The following is a 17,042-nucleotide window of genomic DNA, read 5'->3' as shown; positions in this document are numbered from 1 at the left end:
AAATAAACGGCTATTAAATACCAGTATAGTTACTTGGTGTAATAGCTTTTAATTCAGTTTTAATAGCATCAGAAACTTCTAAAGTATCTATAAAGTTAGCTATAGATTTCTGATTAATTTTTTCATTTGTCCTAGTTAAACCTTTTAATGCTTCATAAGGGTTAGGGTAAGCCTCACGACGTAAAATAGTTTGTATAGCCTCTGCAACAACAGCCCAATTGTTTTCTAAATCTTGCTCAAACTTTTCTTTATTTAACAATAATTTATTTAATCCTTTTAGAGTAGAACCAAAAGCAATTATAGTGTGTGCAAAAGGTACACCAGCGTTTCTAAGTACAGTGCTGTCTGTTAAATCTCTTTGTAATCTAGAGATAGGTAATTTGGCAGATAAGTGCTCAAAAATTGCGTTAGCTATACCTAAGTTTCCTTCAGAGTTTTCAAAATCTATAGGGTTAACTTTGTGTGGCATAGCAGAAGAACCAACTTCACCAGCTTTAATTTTTTGTTTAAAGTAATTCATAGACACGTATGTCCAAAAATCTCTGTCTAAATCTATAATAATAGTATTTATACGCTTAAGCGTATCAAACAAAGCCGCCATATGGTCATAATGCTCTATTTGTGTAGTTGGGAAAGAGTGTTGTAAGTCTAACTTTTCTTGTACAAACTGTTGTCCAAATGCTCTCCAATCAATATTAGGGTAGGCAACTTTATGTGCATTAAAATTACCAGTAGCACCACCAAATTTAGCCGCACTTGGTACATCATTTAATAAATTAAATTGTTCTTTTAAACGAACCACAAAAACCTCTATTTCTTTTCCTAAACGAGTTGGAGAAGCTGGCTGTCCGTGGGTTCTTGCAAGCATAGAAACCTCTGCCCATTCTGTAACTAATTCTTCTAATTTTTCTACAACATCAAAATACATAGGAACGTAAACCTCGTTCATTGCCTCTTTTATAGAAAGCGGTATAGCAGTGTTGTTAATGTCTTGCGATGTTAAACCAAAGTGTATAAACTCTTTGTATTCTTCTAAACCTAACTTGTCAAATTCTTTTTTAATAAAGTACTCAACAGCCTTTACATCATGGTTGGTAACCTTTTCTATTTCTTTAATAGCTTGTGCATCTTCAGTAGAAAAGTTTTTGTAAATAGAACGTAAGTTTTCAAACAAAGCAGTATCAAAAGATTCTAATTGCGGTAACGGAATTTCGCATAAAGCAATAAAATATTCAATTTCTACTCTAACTCTGTATTTTATCAATGCTTCTTCAGAGAAAAAAGGACCTAGAGCATCAACTTTGTTTCTGTATCTTCCGTCTATAGGAGAAATAGCATTTAATTGGTTTAAAGACATCTGTTTTTGTATTGATTTTTAAAAGCTGCAAAGGTAGTTAAAAGTTGACTTATATGCCTATTAGTTAAGCTGTTTTATGTATCAGTTTTAAAACCAAAATAACATCAAACTAAAAAAGAGATTATTTAATTTTTGCCAACGTTAAACGGGCTCTAGCTTTGTATGCTGCAGTTCCTGTATTGTAATTTTTTTCTAATACACTACATAAATCTGGGTGTATCCAGGCATACTTTTTTCCTAGTAGAAATAGGCTTGTCATTGAGTAGGCTTGTGTAGCAACTTTGTGGTCGCCAATTAACCAGTCAAAACAAGCAGAAGTAATTAGTTCTAGATGTTTAGTTTTGAGTGTTTGTTGAATGGAGTTTTCTTTTTTTGAGAAATATTGTAACATCAAAATTTCACAAATTTTAGCACAAGGTCTAATACTAGATTCTAATTTTAAAGATTTTAATCCGTTTAAAAATGTAGTAATTACCGGAAAAATAATACTATTATTCTCTTTAAAAGCAAACTCTAATACCCAGGCAGCTTTACAAGAAATAGGATCGTTTACGTTTAAAACAATACTAAGTAAATCTGTAACCAAACTAGGCTCTTTTAAAATAACACCAGAAATTTGTTGTCTTTTTTCTCTAGAGTGATTTACACTACTTTTTAACCACGAATATAATTCTGTTTTAGTCACAAAAAATTGTATTTTGCTTGTTATAAATTTTAGATTGATGAAATTACTAAAAAAAATAATACTTGCCTTACTAGTTATTTTAATTGCAATGCAATTTTACAGACCAGAAAAAAATAGCTCAGAAACAGATTTAAAAACTGCCTTTTTAACAGAAACAAATCCGTCTAAAGAAGTACAAAAAATACTAGCAACTAGTTGTTATGACTGTCATAGTAACACCACAGCATATCCTTGGTATAATAATATTGCGCCAGTTTCTTATTGGTTGTCAGACCACGTAAAAGACGGTAAAAAACATTTAAATTTCTCGGAATGGGAAAATTACTCCATAAAGAAAAAAGACCATAAACTTGATGAGGTATTAGAAACTGTAGAGAGCGGAGAAATGCCTTTAAAAGAGTATACTTGGACGCATACCGAAGCTAATTTAACAGAAGCACAAAAACAAGCTTTAATTAATTGGGTTAAAAATACTAGAGCTCTGTATCAATTAAAGTTGAAACAAGAGTAGGTAAGCCATTAACGGCAGTTTTATTTATAATTGTAAGGCTGTTAAAATCACTCTGTTTAATACTTGGGTTGGGATCTATAAAATAAATGGGAGTACCATTATTTGCATAATGCACTAAACCAGCAGCCGGATATACTTGCATAGACGTACCAATTATAATAAGTATGTCTGCGGTTTTTGTTATTTCTGCTGCTTTTTGTAATAAAGGAACCTCTTCTCCAAACCAAACAATATGTGGTCTTAATTGCTTGTTTGTTGACGATAAGTTACCTAAAACCAAATCTTTTTTCCATTCTAGTACCTCATTTTCATTTTTTGTGCAACGTACTTTTAATAATTCGCCATGTAAGTGAACCACGTTTTTGTTGCCTGCACGCTCGTGTAAATCATCTACATTTTGGGTAATTACAGTTACATTAAAGTGCTCTTGTAACTTTGTAATAGCTAAATGTGCTTTATTAGGTTTTACGGTTAATAATTGTTTTCTTCTTTGGTTATAAAAATCTAAAACTAACTCAGGATCTGCAGCAAATCCCTGCGGAGAAGCTACTTGCATAACATCGTGACCTTCCCACAGACCATCAGCATCTCTAAATGTTTTAATACCACTTTCTGCGCTAATTCCGGCTCCAGTAAGTAAAACAATGTTTTTCATTTGTAATAGTTTTTTATAAAATTAAACTTTTCTTTTTATATTGGTCTTTATGACAGACACTAAACTATTAACTTATTTAGAAAACATAATAAGCGAAGAACGTAAAGAACGCTTTTTAGACATTTTAAAAGACAGAACAAATTACATAACAGTAGCTATAGAAGACGTTTTTCAAATGCATAATACCAGTGCAGTTATTAGAAGTTGTGATGCTTTTGGTGTACAAACGGCACATTTAATAGAAAGTAAATACAGTGAACCTTTAGATAAAAATATAGCTATGGGAGCCCAACAATGGGTTAGCACACCAAGATATAATACTACTACAGAGTGTATAGATACGCTGCGTAAAGATGGCTACAAAATTATAGCAACTTCTCCGCATACAGACTCTCACTTATTAGACGATTTTAAGATTGATGATAAAATTGCTTTGTTTTTTGGTACAGAAAGAAGTGGTTTAAGTCAAGAAGTATTAGACAAGGCAGATGGTTATGTAAAAATACCAATGGTTGGTTTTAGTGAGAGTTTAAATATATCTGTATCTGCTGCCATAATTTTGCAGCATATGACTACCGAATTAAAAAAAGAGGTTAAAGATTGGGAGCTTACACCAGAAGAAAAAGTAGCAATTAGGTTAGACTGGACAAAAAAATCTATAAAAAGTATAGATGATATTTTAGAACGTTATTATAAAGAAAATACACAGTAAAGCTCTAAAGTATTACCTACAGTAAGTTATGCTATTTTTTTGTATATTTAATTACCAACCAAACCTTTAGCAAAATGATGATAGCTGTTTATGTACTAGCCGGTTTAGTAGCACTTATAATAATTTTAGCAGTAATAGCACCAAAAACATTTAATGTTTATAGGTCTATAGATATACTAAAGCCTAAAGAAGAAGTTTTTAATTATATTTTATTACTAAAAAACCAAGAAATATGGTCTCCTTGGGCTAAAAAAGACCCTAATATGGCACGTAAGTACACAGGCACAGATGGTCAAATTGGTTTTGTGAGTTACTGGAACGGAAATAAAGAAGTAGGAGAAGGTGAACAGGAAATTACCAATATTATTGATGGTGAGCGTATAGAAGGCGAGTTGCGTTTTTTTAAACCATTTAGGTCCACCTCTAATTGTTATTTTAATGTCTATAATTTAGAGGATACAAAAACCAAAGTTACTTGGGGTTTTTCAGGTAAAAATGCATTTCCTATAAGTATTGTTATGCTTTTTATAAATATGGATAAAGCAGTAGGTAAAGATTTTGAAGAAGGTTTATTTGCTTTAAAAACAGAGTTAGAGAGTTAGTCTATCTATTTGTTTTTGGCACAATCTTCAAGCTTTTTCATTGTTTTTTTAGCAATTTCTATACTTCTTAAGTGGTAGTATTTTTTTGCTTCAGTTAAAGACTCATCTAAAAGTTTAAGCTCATTTTTTTCATATATAGCTAAGGCTGTAGCATAAGCTTGTTTGCAGTTATCTTTTTCTACCGTCATTGCCATCATAGATTTTTCTACAGGAATTAAAATACTATCTACGGCAGCATAAATTTTAGCATTTTCATTTGCTTTGGTAGTGTTATTAGAGATAGTTTTTTTACTGTAATCTGCTATCTTTTTTATACTAGAATTAATGTTTTCTGTAGCACTTTCTAATATTGCTTTTGCCGCAGATAAAGAGGTAGTGTGGGTAACATCTTTTAGTAAATTTAAGCCTTCAGTAATTTCTTTAGTAGCAGTAGTACACCCACAATCTTTTAATTGTTTGTCTAACTTTTGTAAAGTTTTAATGGCTTTGTAAGTATGAAATTTAACAGTGTTTATATCTTGAGATTTCTCTGCGTCACTTGTTTGTTTTAATGCAAATCCTAAATTAGAATTTACCAAATCACAAGCAGTATTTGTAACAAAAGAAAACAACAATAAAGCTGTTAATAGTAGGAATGTATTTTTTACTTTTCGTCTCATTTTTAAGGTTTTGGGGCACCCTTAAGTACAGATTCAGTTGCAAGATAACACCTAATGTATTGATAACCTTTTATTATCGTTAAAGAGACAAAAAAACCTATTCATGTGTTATAAAGCAGGAAAACATCAATAAAATATAGTATATTCAGTCTCTTAAAATACTAAACCTTACACAGTGCGCAACGTAGATATAAAAAATTACAAGGTAACAGAAGAGGTAAAACTTTCTAATAAACCTACATTAGAAACCTTTGGAGAATCTGATAAAAAACTAAAGAAAGAGTTAGAAGATATTAGAGAAGAATTAGGCGATTTTCAAGACACATTGTACGCCCACGGTAAATACAGTGTTTTAATTTGCTTACAAGGAATGGATACTGCTGGGAAGGATAGCTTAATTCGTGAAATTTTTAAAGATTTTAACGCTCGTGGTGTTGTGGTGCATAGTTTTAAAGTGCCAACAGAATTAGAGCGTAAGCATGACTATTTGTGGAGGCATTACATAGCATTGCCTGCAAAGGGTAAATTTGGGGTTTTTAATAGAACACATTATGAAAATGTTTTGGTAACGCGCGTACACCCAGAGTATATTATGGGAGAGCATATACCAGGTATACATAGTGTAGATGATATTGATGATGCTTTTTGGGCAAAAAGATTTGAGCAAATAAATAATTTTGAAAAGCATATAGCAGAAAACGGAACGTTAATTTATAAGTTTTACTTGCATTTATCTAAAGAAGAACAGCGCCAAAGGTTAATACGTAGGTTAGATTTAAAAGAAAAAAACTGGAAATTTTCACCTGGAGATTTAAAGGAACGTAAACTTTGGGATACCTACCAACATTGCTATGAGGATGCAATAAATAAGACATCTAAAACACACGCGCCTTGGTATGTTGTACCTGCAGATAATAAAAAAGGAGCTAGAGTAGTTGTGGCATCAATATTATTACAAGAATTAAAAAAGTATAAAGATATTAAGGAGCCAGAATTAGACGATGAAATTAAGGCTAATCTAGAAATGTATAAAACACAATTAGAATCTGAATAGAATGAAAAAGATAACCTTATTATTCCTTTTTGTTTGTACCACAATTTTAGCACAAACAGAAGATGAAAAACAACTAAGATCTATATATGATGCAGCATTAACAGATGGTATGGCTTATAATTGGCTAGATCATTTATCTAATCAAATTGGAGGTCGTTTGTCTGGTTCTGTAGAAGCACAACAAGCTGTAGATTACACTAAAAAAGAATTAGAAAACCTAGGGGTAGACCGTGTGTATTTACAGCCAGTTATGGTTCCTAAATGGGTACGTGGTTTGCCAGAGTATGCAAACATACTGTCTGAAGATGGTAGAAGTACAAATGTACCAATTTGTGCCTTAGGAGGTTCTGTTGCAACATCTGCTTTAGGTTTAAAAGCAGATGTGATAGAAGTAAAGGGTATTGAAGAATTACAAGATTTAGGAAAGGATAAAATAGAAGGGAAGATTGTGTTTTTTAATAGACCAATGAACCCAAAGGATATTGTGACTTTTACCGCATATGGAGGTTGCGTAGACCAACGTTATTCTGGAGCAGCAGAGGCAGGTAAGTATGGAGCAGTGGGAGTAATTGTTAGGTCTGTTAACTTACGTTTAGATGATTATCCCCATACAGGTTCTATGAGTTATGGAGATACACCTGTAAAAAACAGAATTCCTGCAGCAGCAATTAGCACCAATGGAGCAGAGCTATTATCTACAGCCTTAAAACTAAATCCAAAGACAAAGTTCTTTTTTAAGCAAAATTGCAAACAGTATAATGATGTACAATCTTATAATGTTATAGGAGAAATAAAAGGCAGTACTTATCCTAATGAAATTATTGTAGTAGGCGGACATTTAGATTCTTGGGATTTGGGTGATGGTTCTCATGATGATGGTGCAGGAGTGGTACAAAGTATGGATGTACTTCGTTTAATAAAGGCATCTGGTTACAAACCAAAACGTACCATAAGAGCTGTATTGTTTATGAATGAAGAAAATGGTTTGCGAGGAGGTAATAAATACGCAGAAGTAGCTAAAAGTAAAAGAGAAAATCACATTTTTGCTTTAGAAAGTGATGCTGGTGGGTTTTCGCCAAGAGGATTTTCTTTTGACTGTTCTACAGAGAATTATGAGCAGATAAATAGCTGGAGGAACTTATTTAAACCTTATTTAATTCACTTGTTTGAAAAAGGTGGTAGCGGAGCAGATGTTGGTCCGTTAAAAAAAGACAATATTGTTTTAGCAGGTTTGCGCCCAGATTCTCAACGTTATTTTGACCATCACCACGCAGCTAATGATACATTTGAGCACGTAAATAAGAGGGAGTTAGAATTAGGAGCAGCTACAATGACAAGTTTGGTGTATTTGTTTGATAAATACGGTATTGTATCATCAAAAAAGATAAAAGGATAATAACAAATTCTTAAACGTCTGGGCTTTTGTTAACAAAAAACAATGACTATCTTTGCGGCTCATAAAAAATAAGCGATATGCAAGACGGAATTTACGCAAAATTCAATACTACTAAAGGAGAAATTTTAGTAAAATTAACGCACGATAAAACACCAGGTACAGTTGGTAACTTTGTAGCCTTAGCAGAAGGTAACTTAGAGAACTCTGTTAAGCCTCAAGGAACACCATATTATAACGGATTAAAATTTCATAGAGTTATACCAGATTTTATGATACAAGGTGGTTGCCCATTAGGAACAGGTACTGGAGATGCTGGTTATAAGTTTGATGATGAGTTTCACCCAGATTTAACACATTCTGGTCCTGGAGTATTATCTATGGCTAATGCAGGTCCTGGAACAAACGGGAGTCAGTTTTTTATAACTCACATTGCTACACCTTGGTTAGATAACAAGCACACAGTTTTTGGAAACGTAGAGAGCGGACAAGATGTTGTAGATGCTATTGCGCAAGATGATACTATTGAAAGTTTAGAAATAGTTAGAGTTGGTGCAGAAGCAGAAAAATGGAATGCTGTTGAAGCTTTTAGAACTTTTGAAGGTTCTAGAGAAAAAAGATTAGCAGAAGAAAAAGCTAATGCAGAAGCTGAAATGGAAAAATTAGCAGCAGGTTTTGAGTCAACAGATTCTGGACTACGTTACAAAATTATTCAAACAGGTAGTGGAGCACAAGCAGAAAGTGGTAAAACAGTATCTGTACATTATGAAGGTTCTTTAACTAGTGGTCAAGTTTTTGACTCATCATACAAAAGAAACCAACCAATAGATTTTCAATTAGGAGTAGGACAAGTAATTCCAGGTTGGGATGAAGGTATTGCTTTATTAAAAGTAGGAGACAAAGCGCGTTTTGTTATACCATCTAATTTAGCATACGGTAGTGCAGGAGCAGGCGGAGTTATACCTCCAAATGCATCACTAATTTTTGATGTAGAATTAATGGATGTAAAATAGTTTTAAAAACTACTACGCATAATTTTTTTTAAGGCCTCTCTTTTCTAAAGAGAGGTTTTTTCGTTTATATAAAAAACTACCATTTACACTTACAGTAAGTAAAATAATATTTACAACAATTAGTACAGATAAAATAAGAAAAAAAGTAATCATACTTATATAGGTTAATTTGTTCAAATTAAGGTTTATACTTACATAACAATTATGTTAACAAAAACCCTACCAACTTTCTTCATATAACTTAGGGGGTGTTAATTATATGTACTTCTTTAGGTAGATTCACATTTGTTAAAAGGGTTGCGTAAAAAGTTAATTTAATTGTAATTTTTGCGTAATTTTGCATCTAATTGTAAGCAAATTAGGTGTTTAATAAAGTATTTGTTGGTATGAAAAGTAGTACGCTAGAATCATTAAAATATCCAATAGGACATTTTTCGTGTCCTACTGAAATTTCTACTCAGGAAATAAATAAATGGATAACTGTTTTAGAATCTTTTCCAGTTAAGCTTACAAATATTGTATTAAATTTAAATGAAGAACAATTAAATACACCTTACAGACCAAACGGATGGACGGTTATACAATTAGTGCACCATATAGCAGATAGTCATCACAATAGTTATACGCGTTTTAAATGGGCACTTACAGAAGATGCACCTGTTATAAAAGCATATGAAGAAAAAGATTGGGCTAATTTGGTAGATGCTTCTACATCACCAGTAATATTGTCTTTAAATTACATAACTGCACTACACGCAAAATTGGTTTATTTATTAAAGGGGTTAACAGATGATCAACTAAACAGATCTTTTATTCACCCTTATGGCAAAACAAAAGTTACAGTAGCAGAAAATATTGGTAGTTATGCTTGGCATAGCAACCACCACTATGCACATATAAAAAACTTATGTGAAAGAGAGGGGTGGTTTTAAATTACTTCCATTTAATATTACAACCTATACTTGGTTTTTGCTCCGGATTAATAAGCTCTCCTTTGTATAAAGCATCTAAAGCATTTCTTAAGTCATTTCCGTTTAGTGGTATTCCGTTTCCTGGTCTAGAATCATCTAATTGTCCGCGATACACTAATTTTAAATCAGAATTAAAAAGATAAAAATCTGGAGTACAAGCAGCATCATAAGCTTTTGCTATTTCTTGGCTTTCATCATACAAATAAGGAAAACTATACTTATTTTCTATAGCAACCTTTGCCATTAGGTTTGGAGCATCTTGCGGGTAGTTTATGACATCGTTACTTGAAATTGCAACAAAATTAAAACCTTTACTTTTATAATCATTAGCAATTTTTACAAGCTCTGGATTTACGTGAATTACAAAAGGGCAATGATTACAAATAAAGGCAATTACAGTGCCTTTTTCTCCTTTACAGCTATCTAAAGCAATAAATGTATCTGTTGTAGTGTCTAAAAGATTAAAATTAGGAGCAACCGTTCCTAAAGCTAACATATTACTTGGTGTACGAGCCATTTTGTTTTATTTAAATGTAGCTGTTAAAATAACTATATTTGAATGGTAAAGGTAAAAATAATAGATATGAAAGAGCAAATTACGTGGTCAGATTTTTCTAAAATTGATATGCGTGTAGGAACTATTATTGATGTTAATGATTTTCCTGAAGCACGTAACCCAGCGTATCAATTAAAAATAGATTTTGGTGAAGAAATTGGTGTTTTAAAAACATCTGCACAAATAACATTGCGCTATACTAAAGAACAGCTGCTAAACAGGCAAATTATGGCAGTTGTAAACTTCCCTAAAAAACAGATAGCTAATTTTATGAGTAAATGTTTAGTTATGGGAGCAGTAGAGGGTAAAGATGTAATATTATTAAGCCCTGATGCTAAAGTGCCAAACGGATTAAAAATAGGATAGTTACTTAACAAAAAAATCTCGAGTTGTTAGCCCGAGATTTTTATAGTTGATTAGAACTTTTACATCATTTTACCAAAATAAATGGCATTCATTAAAAGTTTGTTAGTGCCAAACCAAAAGGCTCTAAAATTAGTGTTATCTGTAAATAAAATAACTTGTCCTTTACCATAACCATTTGTTTTAAACGGAACACTATTTTTTAGCACAGCTAAATTTTCTTTAGAAATATAGCCGCTTAATAAAGGGTTGTTAGTGTATTGTATAGGGTTGTTATAACTATTCTTATCTGGAGTAATGTAAATGTTAGTATTCCTAAATAGTGGTAGTTTATCGTTTTTATACCCGTAATTTATAGGATGAGAACGGTCTAGCTTTGCTTCAAAAATTGCACCACCGGTTACTTGTGCGCCTCTAAAATCTCTACGTTTATCAAAAGGAATATTTTTGGCTACAATAGCAGAATCCTTTTTAAAATCTATTTTTAAAAGCTCGTTAGAATTTAACCAGTATGCAGCATTTCTGTATCCAATTAAAGTGCCGCCAGCTTTAACCCAATCTTTAATTTTAGCAACAGAACTTTTGTCTAAAGCGCTACCATAAACACTAGGTATAATAAGAGCTGTATATCTACTTAAATCTACTCTAGAAAAATAATCTGTATCTAGTTTGGTAATTTTCATATTGTAACGCTGGTCAAACAAGTGCCATATTTCTCCTGCATCTGCATAGGTTACACCACTACCAACTAGTAAGCCTACTTGTTGTTTTTTAATAGGATCAAACTCATTACTACCTAAATCTATTCCTTTAGTTAAACCTGTACCCACAGCAGTCACTTTTAAATTGTTTTCTTCTGCTATTTGAAGCATAAACTGTTGCATCTCTGCTTTATTAAGACGTTGGTTTTGTACAGGAACCATAATAGTACCATAATCATAGCTTTTACCCTCTACAGTAAAGGGCTCTTTACCAACTTTTACTCTAAGGCCAGCCTCTAAAATAGTATTTAATGCTCTAGGGCTGTAATACTCATTCCACTCAAATAAATAAGCGTAATTACTATTTCCTGTTAAACTACCAATTAAAGGTTTAAGTTCTTTTATTTCCTCACCTAAATTACTAAGACTAGTAGTTTCTGTGTAATCTAAATTAAAAGCTAATGGGAATGTCCAGGCAGAAATATCATAAAATAAACTATCTGTAAATGTTGTTCTTTTTTCGAACATTGCATTTATAAGTTTATAATTTTTTTGGTTCATAGGAACAACATAACTAGCTCCTCTTTTGTAGTTTTTGCCGTTTATAGAAACATCAGTTTTTAAGTGGTTAAATTTAATGTTATGTCTTTTTAATATGTCTGCTAAGTGCCAAGTTTTAGAGGCGTCTTTATTGTCTCCAAAAATAATAGCTTTTGTTTTACTTTTTGCTGCTTGAGATTTAGCATTTTTATAAAATTGCTGCTGGTACCCTAATATTTTAGAACGCATATTATATGCAGCTTCTATTGTAGATAAGGCTGCTGTAAACTGGTTTCTAATTGTAAAAGGGAAAGTAAGTATACCATTTTCACTTTCTTGTACGTGGCCACGAGAACTACCTTGCTCAAATAAAATGCCAATGCTACCGTTAACGTCAGGAAAAGTAGATCCTTTACCATAATAATAGTCATCATAATTTTCTTCAGAATAATATAAAGAACCAATTTTGTCAAAAGCTTTGGCGTGATAAGTTCCAATTTCTGCTGTTAACTCTTGATTTATTTTTGGAGTTAATGGGTGTACTCTTGTAGGTTCTCCTGGTTGAAAAAAGAATGTTGAGTTTGTACCCATTTCATGATGGTCTGTTAAAATATTAGGCAACCATTTATGAAATGTAGTAATCCTTGCTTGGCTTTCTGGTAATTGTACAGGTAACCAGTCACGGTTCATATCAAACCAATAGTGATTAGTACGTCCGTTTGGCCAAGTTTCATGATATTCTCTATCATTACCATCTGGATTCAAATTTTTGCTTTTGTTGCTGTTTGCCCAATGTGCAAAACGTTGTATACCGTCTGGGTTAAAAGCCGGATCCATTAGAATAACTAAGTTATTTAGTTGTTCTTCAATTTCTTTGCCTTGTGCAGCTGCTAAATAGTAAGCATATGCTAAACCTGCATTTGCACCACTTGGCTCATTACCATGAATAGAAAAACCTTGGTAAACAACAATAGGTTGGTTGCTGGTATTTGCTCTGCTATTTGTATTAGCAATGTGAGCTTGTCTTATGTTTTCTAAATTAGCTTGATTTTTAGCAGAAGTTATAGTTAATAATAATATAGGTCTGCCTTCATAAGTTTCACCTCTATTTTCTATAGTAATACGATCACTAGCCTTTGCTAATGCTTTCATATAAAACTGCAATTTATCATGAGATACGTGCCACTCACCAACTTCATGACCTATAATATCTATTGGTTTAGGAATGTTTGGGTTGTATGTTACGTTTTGTGGTAGGTAATAATTTAAGTCTAGTTTTTCTTGTGCTTGGTTTAGTTGAAACACTAGAAAGGCTAGTAAAAAAAGTCTTTTTTTCATAGGTGAGTTAGTTTTTGAAAATAAAAAAAGCGACCCTTTTAAAGGGTCGCTTAAAGATACATTTTTTTTAGAATTTAAATGTCGTCAAAGCTTACGTTTGTAAAGCTACTTGCTGTTGCAGTTTCTTCAACTACGTTAGAATGTTCTTCTTTTTTAAAATCTTTTTGGTGTCTGTCAGAAATTACTTCCTCGCCTTTTTCTTCAATAATGTAGTCCATCATTTCATTTAAAATCTCTTTAAACGGAGTAAAATCTTCTTTATACAAGTAGATTTTATGTTTTTTATAATGGAAAGATCCATCATCATGTGTAAATTTTTTACTCTCAGTAACCGTTAAATAATAATCTCCAGCCTTAGTACTCCTCACATCAAAAAAATAAGTCCGTCTACCGGCTCTTAGTACTTTTGAATAAATCTCTTCCTGATCCATTAGTTCTTTTTCACTCATTGTTATAGTTATCTTGTTAGTGTAATGTTATCATAGTATTCCTCAAAAATGGAAAAAAAATAACTAATTGACAACATTTTTCTAACTTTCTTTCTCAGAGAGTTGACTATTATAAAGAGCTTTGTAATAGCCGTCTATCTCAAATAATGAGTTATGAGTTCCTTCTTGAACTACTTTTCCGTGATCTAAAATTATAATTTTGTCTGCATTTTTTGCAGAAGATACTCTATGACTTACTATTAGAGTAGTTTTGTTTTTAGATGCTGTTTTAAGATTGTTTAATATTTTTTCTTCAGTTTCTGTATCTACAGCAGAAAGGCAGTCATCAAAAAGGTAAATTTTAGGATCCTTTAGTAGTGCTCTGGCAATAGATACACGTTGTTTTTGGCCACCACTTAGGGTAATGCCTCTTTCACCTAATACAGTGTCGTACTTTTCTTTAAAGTTCATAATATTTTTATGAACAACAGCTTTTTTGGCTACAGCAATTATTTCATCATCTGTAGCATTCTCTTTACCAAATTTAATATTATCTTTTATAGAGTCAGAAAATAAGAAAGCATCTTGTGGTACAGCACCAATATTTTGCCTTAAACAATCTAGGTTTACATTTTTAATAGGAGTATCATCTATAAGTATATTACCAGAAGAAACATCGTATAACCTAGCAATAAGGTCTAAAATAGTAGACTTTCCACTACCTGTTTTACCTATAATGGCTACTGTTTCTCCAGGATTTATAGTAAAAGAAACGTTGTTTAAAGCGGTAATGTTAGTATCGTCATAAGTAAAACTTACATTTTTAAACTCTATTTTACCATTAATCTCCATAAGATTAGTCACGGTATTTTTAATCTCAGGCTCTTCTTGTAAAAACTCGTTTATACGTTCTTGTGATGCTTCTGCTCTTTGTATTATAGACGTTAACCAACCAACAATAGCAACAGGCCACGTAAGCATATTTACATAAATAATAAATTCAGCAATAAGGCCAATACTTTCTATTTCTCCGTTTAAATATTGTTTACCACCAACATAAATAACAATAATATTACTAATACCAATTAGTAAAACCATTAGTGGAAAAAACCAAGCATTTATTTTAACCAAAGACATACTTTTATCTTTGCCCTCATTAGCTAAAGACACAAGTTCTTCATTGGTACGGTTTTCTATACCATATGCTTTAATAACAGATATACCAGAGAAAGATTCTTGTGCAAACGTAGAAAGTTTACTTAAAAACTGCTGTACAACCGTACTACGTTTGTGTATAAGTTTACTTATTTTATAAATTAAAACAGATAAAATAGGTAGTGGTATAAGCGTGTAAATAGCTAGTGTAGGAGCTTTAGAATACATTATGGGTATTATGCAGGCAAACAATGTAATGGTGTTCATCCCATACATTAATGCAGGTCCGCAATACATTCTAACCTGACTAACATCTTCGCTAATCCTGTTCATTAAATCTCCAGTTCTATTCTTTTTGTAAAAATTAAGACTTAGCTTTTGGTAGTGGTCATACACTTCGTTTTTTAAGTCATACTCTATGTGTCTAGATACGTTTATAATGGTTTGTCTCATTAAAAAAGTAAAAAAACCAGATAATAAAGCAGCTCCTAAAATTATAAGTATATAGTCTAGTAAGTGTCCTTTAACTAATTCTATAGATATATTATCTTGATTAATAAATTCTTTTACAACGTTAATAGATTTGTTTACGTAAGGAGGCATTACTAATGAAAATACACGTGCAATTACAGTAATAATAATACCAATAGTAAGTTTAAGCCAATATTTTTTAAAGTACTTATTTATATGTTTTAACTCTTTCATTTACTTTTAAGGATAGTGGTGTTGTACTAAGTTGGCAAAGATAGGTTTTTGAAGTATAACCTTATGTTATCATTATCATAAGATAAAAACTTACTACAATTGGTACATTTGAAAAATATAATAGTACTTTTGCAAAATATAATTTTTAACAAATTAAAGTTCTTTTTCAATGCTAACAAGAAGGCATATTAGGGTTAAAGTAATGCAATGCATCTACGCCCTCACTCATTCACAAGATGACACACTAGAAAAACAAGTAAAGTTTTTAAAGTACAGTGTGGATAGTATGTATACATTATACTTACTAATGTTAAGTTTGTTGGTAGAACTGCAAAAAAGAGCAGAAGAGCAAGCAGATATTACGGCCAAAAGTTATTTGGGTAACGTTTCTGATGCTTATCCAGACCGCAAAAAATTTGTAAACAATAAAGTGTTGTTGCAAATAGCAGACAACAAGTTACTACTTGAAGAATTGTCTAGCAGAAAATTAAATGACTGGTACTTAAACGAGGAGTACATTAGGTTAATTTACAAAGAGGTAATAGAAAGTGAATATTATACAACTTATATGACTAGTAAAACTAGTAGCTATGAGGAAGATAAAAATTTACTTGCAGATCTTTTTAAAAATGTAATAGCGCCTAATGAAAAAATTTACGACTATTTTGAAGACGATAAATTAACGTGGGTAGATGATATTCCTATTGTAAATACTTTTGTTTTAAAGCTAATAAAAAAAGCTAAACCGGAAGCTATAGAATCTTACTTTTTGCCAGAGCTTTTAAAAGAAGACGATGATATGGTTTATGCAAAGCAATTGCTTACTAAAACACTTTTAAATGATGCGGAATATGTTAAAGAAATTGTAGGTAAAACTCCAAATTGGGATAAAGACCGTATTGCAGATATAGATGGTATTTTACTTAAAATGGCAATTTGTGAGCTTTTAAATTTCCCTTCTATTCCAGAGAAAGTAACTATAAATGAGTTCTTAGAGATTGCTAAAGAATACTCTACACCTAAAAGTAGCATTTTTATAAATGGTATTTTAGATAAGCTTGTACGTGAGTATAAAAGTGAAGGAAAGTTAAAAAAAATAGGTAGAGGTTTATTATAAAAAATATTCATTAATTTTGTGTAAACAAAATAAAAACTAGAATTATGAAAAAAATTATTTTACTATTTGGAGTAGCTGTGTTTGCTATGTCATTTACAGCTTGTAAAGACAATGCTTCTAATAAAATAATTATGGCGAATGTAGATAATGCTGCAGAGAGAGATAGCAATGCTAAAAACTTGCCAGAAATGAGTTTTGATAGAACTGAGTTTGATTTTGGTACTATAACACAAGGAACTCCACAGCAAACAGTTTTTACATTTACTAATACTGGTACAGCACCTTTAATTATTACAGATGCAAAAAGTACTTGTGGATGTACTATTCCAGAATATCCAAAAAACAAAGCAATTGCTCCAGGAGAATCTGGTGAGTTGTTAGTTAAGTTTAACGGATCTGGTCAAAACCAAGTAACTAAAGCAGTAACAGTAACTGCAAATACAGCAAAAGGAAGAGAAACTTTACGTATCAAAGCTTTTGTTAACCCTAAAAATGGTGCAGCAGCGTCTATACCAACAAAATAAAGA

Annotated in this window: 18 protein-coding genes; 10 read left to right on the top strand and 8 right to left on the bottom strand. The window is 31.8% G+C overall.

Annotated elements, in window-relative coordinates; translation table 11 throughout:
* Window positions 1–13: 13 nt before the first annotated feature.
* Window positions 14–1,357: an adenylosuccinate lyase gene (gene purB, locus Q4487_RS13005; protein WP_303543568.1), complete on the bottom strand. Its 1,344-nt coding sequence runs from the start codon at window positions 1,355–1,357 to the stop codon at window positions 14–16.
* 121 nt (window positions 1,358–1,478) lie between these two features.
* On the bottom strand, window positions 1,479–2,042 hold the full coding sequence (locus tag Q4487_RS13000) for an adenylosuccinate lyase (protein WP_303543570.1): 564 nt from the start codon (window positions 2,040–2,042) through the stop codon (window positions 1,479–1,481).
* A 37-nt stretch (window positions 2,043–2,079) separates the two neighbouring features.
* Here Q4487_RS13000 and Q4487_RS12995 point away from each other — a divergent pair, with 37 nt between their 5' ends.
* The gene (locus Q4487_RS12995; RefSeq protein WP_303543572.1) at window positions 2,080–2,553 is read left to right on the top strand and encodes a heme-binding domain-containing protein; all 474 of its coding nucleotides are present in this window, start codon (window positions 2,080–2,082) and stop codon (window positions 2,551–2,553) included.
* Here Q4487_RS12995 and Q4487_RS12990 read toward each other — a convergent pair.
* Window positions 2,516–3,208 carry an NAD-dependent deacylase gene (locus tag Q4487_RS12990; protein WP_303543574.1) on the bottom strand — a complete coding sequence of 231 codons (693 nt, stop codon included), beginning with the start codon at window positions 3,206–3,208 and terminating at the stop codon, window positions 2,516–2,518. The genes Q4487_RS12995 and Q4487_RS12990 overlap by 38 nt on opposite strands.
* Window positions 3,209–3,257: 49 nt before the next feature.
* Between Q4487_RS12990 and Q4487_RS12985 the strand changes: the two genes are divergently transcribed.
* Both Q4487_RS12985 and Q4487_RS12980 read left to right on the top strand, forming a co-directional pair.
* Window positions 3,258–3,920, top strand: a complete 663-nt coding sequence (locus Q4487_RS12985; protein WP_100895505.1) for an RNA methyltransferase — start codon at window positions 3,258–3,260, stop codon at window positions 3,918–3,920.
* 77 nt (window positions 3,921–3,997) lie between these two features.
* Window positions 3,998–4,522: an SRPBCC family protein gene (locus Q4487_RS12980; protein WP_303543666.1), complete on the top strand. Its 525-nt coding sequence runs from the start codon at window positions 3,998–4,000 to the stop codon at window positions 4,520–4,522.
* Between the two features lie 5 nt (window positions 4,523–4,527).
* On the opposite strand, the gene Q4487_RS12975 is transcribed toward Q4487_RS12980, so the two are convergent.
* On the bottom strand, window positions 4,528–5,181 hold the full coding sequence (locus Q4487_RS12975) for a hypothetical protein (RefSeq protein ID WP_157811117.1): 654 nt from the start codon (window positions 5,179–5,181) through the stop codon (window positions 4,528–4,530).
* Between the two features lie 175 nt (window positions 5,182–5,356).
* Here Q4487_RS12975 and Q4487_RS12970 point away from each other — a divergent pair, with 175 nt between their 5' ends.
* From Q4487_RS12970 to Q4487_RS12955, 4 genes are all read left to right on the top strand, one after another.
* The gene (locus Q4487_RS12970) at window positions 5,357–6,235 is read left to right on the top strand and encodes a PPK2 family polyphosphate kinase (RefSeq protein WP_303543577.1); all 879 of its coding nucleotides are present in this window, start codon (window positions 5,357–5,359) and stop codon (window positions 6,233–6,235) included.
* A 1-nt stretch (window position 6,236) separates the two neighbouring features.
* Complete coding sequence (locus Q4487_RS12965; protein WP_303543580.1) at window positions 6,237–7,631, top strand: M20/M25/M40 family metallo-hydrolase; 1,395 nt, start codon at window positions 6,237–6,239, stop codon at window positions 7,629–7,631.
* Between the two features lie 77 nt (window positions 7,632–7,708).
* Entirely contained in the window at window positions 7,709–8,641 is a 933-nt protein-coding gene (locus tag Q4487_RS12960; protein WP_100895510.1) for a peptidylprolyl isomerase, read from the top strand.
* Window positions 8,642–9,027: 386 nt separating this feature from the next.
* Complete coding sequence (locus Q4487_RS12955; protein ID WP_303543582.1) at window positions 9,028–9,573, top strand: YfiT family bacillithiol transferase; 546 nt, start codon at window positions 9,028–9,030, stop codon at window positions 9,571–9,573.
* Window position 9,574: 1 nt separating this feature from the next.
* Here the strand turns inward: Q4487_RS12955 and Q4487_RS12950 are convergent, their stop codons facing one another.
* The gene (locus Q4487_RS12950; protein ID WP_303543584.1) at window positions 9,575–10,129 is read right to left on the bottom strand and encodes a thioredoxin family protein; all 555 of its coding nucleotides are present in this window, start codon (window positions 10,127–10,129) and stop codon (window positions 9,575–9,577) included.
* A 66-nt stretch (window positions 10,130–10,195) separates the two neighbouring features.
* Here Q4487_RS12950 and Q4487_RS12945 point away from each other — a divergent pair, with 66 nt between their 5' ends.
* Window positions 10,196–10,534 carry a tRNA-binding protein gene (locus Q4487_RS12945; protein ID WP_303543586.1) on the top strand — a complete coding sequence of 113 codons (339 nt, stop codon included), beginning with the start codon at window positions 10,196–10,198 and terminating at the stop codon, window positions 10,532–10,534.
* 59 nt (window positions 10,535–10,593) lie between these two features.
* Here the strand turns inward: Q4487_RS12945 and Q4487_RS12940 are convergent, their stop codons facing one another.
* From Q4487_RS12940 to Q4487_RS12930, 3 genes are all read right to left on the bottom strand, one after another.
* On the bottom strand, window positions 10,594–13,110 hold the full coding sequence (locus Q4487_RS12940; protein WP_303543588.1) for a M14 family metallopeptidase: 2,517 nt from the start codon (window positions 13,108–13,110) through the stop codon (window positions 10,594–10,596).
* A 74-nt stretch (window positions 13,111–13,184) separates the two neighbouring features.
* The gene (locus Q4487_RS12935; protein WP_100895513.1) at window positions 13,185–13,559 is read right to left on the bottom strand and encodes a PUR family DNA/RNA-binding protein; all 375 of its coding nucleotides are present in this window, start codon (window positions 13,557–13,559) and stop codon (window positions 13,185–13,187) included.
* 81 nt (window positions 13,560–13,640) lie between these two features.
* On the bottom strand, window positions 13,641–15,398 hold the full coding sequence (locus Q4487_RS12930) for an ABC transporter ATP-binding protein (RefSeq protein ID WP_303543590.1): 1,758 nt from the start codon (window positions 15,396–15,398) through the stop codon (window positions 13,641–13,643).
* Between the two features lie 169 nt (window positions 15,399–15,567).
* On the opposite strand from Q4487_RS12930, the gene nusB reads away from it, so the two are divergent.
* Both nusB and Q4487_RS12920 read left to right on the top strand, forming a co-directional pair.
* On the top strand, window positions 15,568–16,515 hold the full coding sequence (gene nusB, locus Q4487_RS12925) for a transcription antitermination factor NusB (protein ID WP_100895515.1): 948 nt from the start codon (window positions 15,568–15,570) through the stop codon (window positions 16,513–16,515).
* Window positions 16,516–16,559: 44 nt separating this feature from the next.
* Window positions 16,560–17,039: a DUF1573 domain-containing protein gene (locus tag Q4487_RS12920; RefSeq protein ID WP_100895516.1), complete on the top strand. Its 480-nt coding sequence runs from the start codon at window positions 16,560–16,562 to the stop codon at window positions 17,037–17,039.
* Window positions 17,040–17,042: the final 3 nt, after the last annotated feature.

Origin of the sequence: Cellulophaga sp. 3_MG-2023 (assembly GCF_030546975.1) — a bacterium.
Lineage (GTDB): Bacteria > Bacteroidota > Bacteroidia > Flavobacteriales > Flavobacteriaceae > Cellulophaga.
The sequence above is the reverse complement of the archived record's forward strand: the minus strand, read 5'-3'. Positions and strand labels throughout refer to the sequence as shown.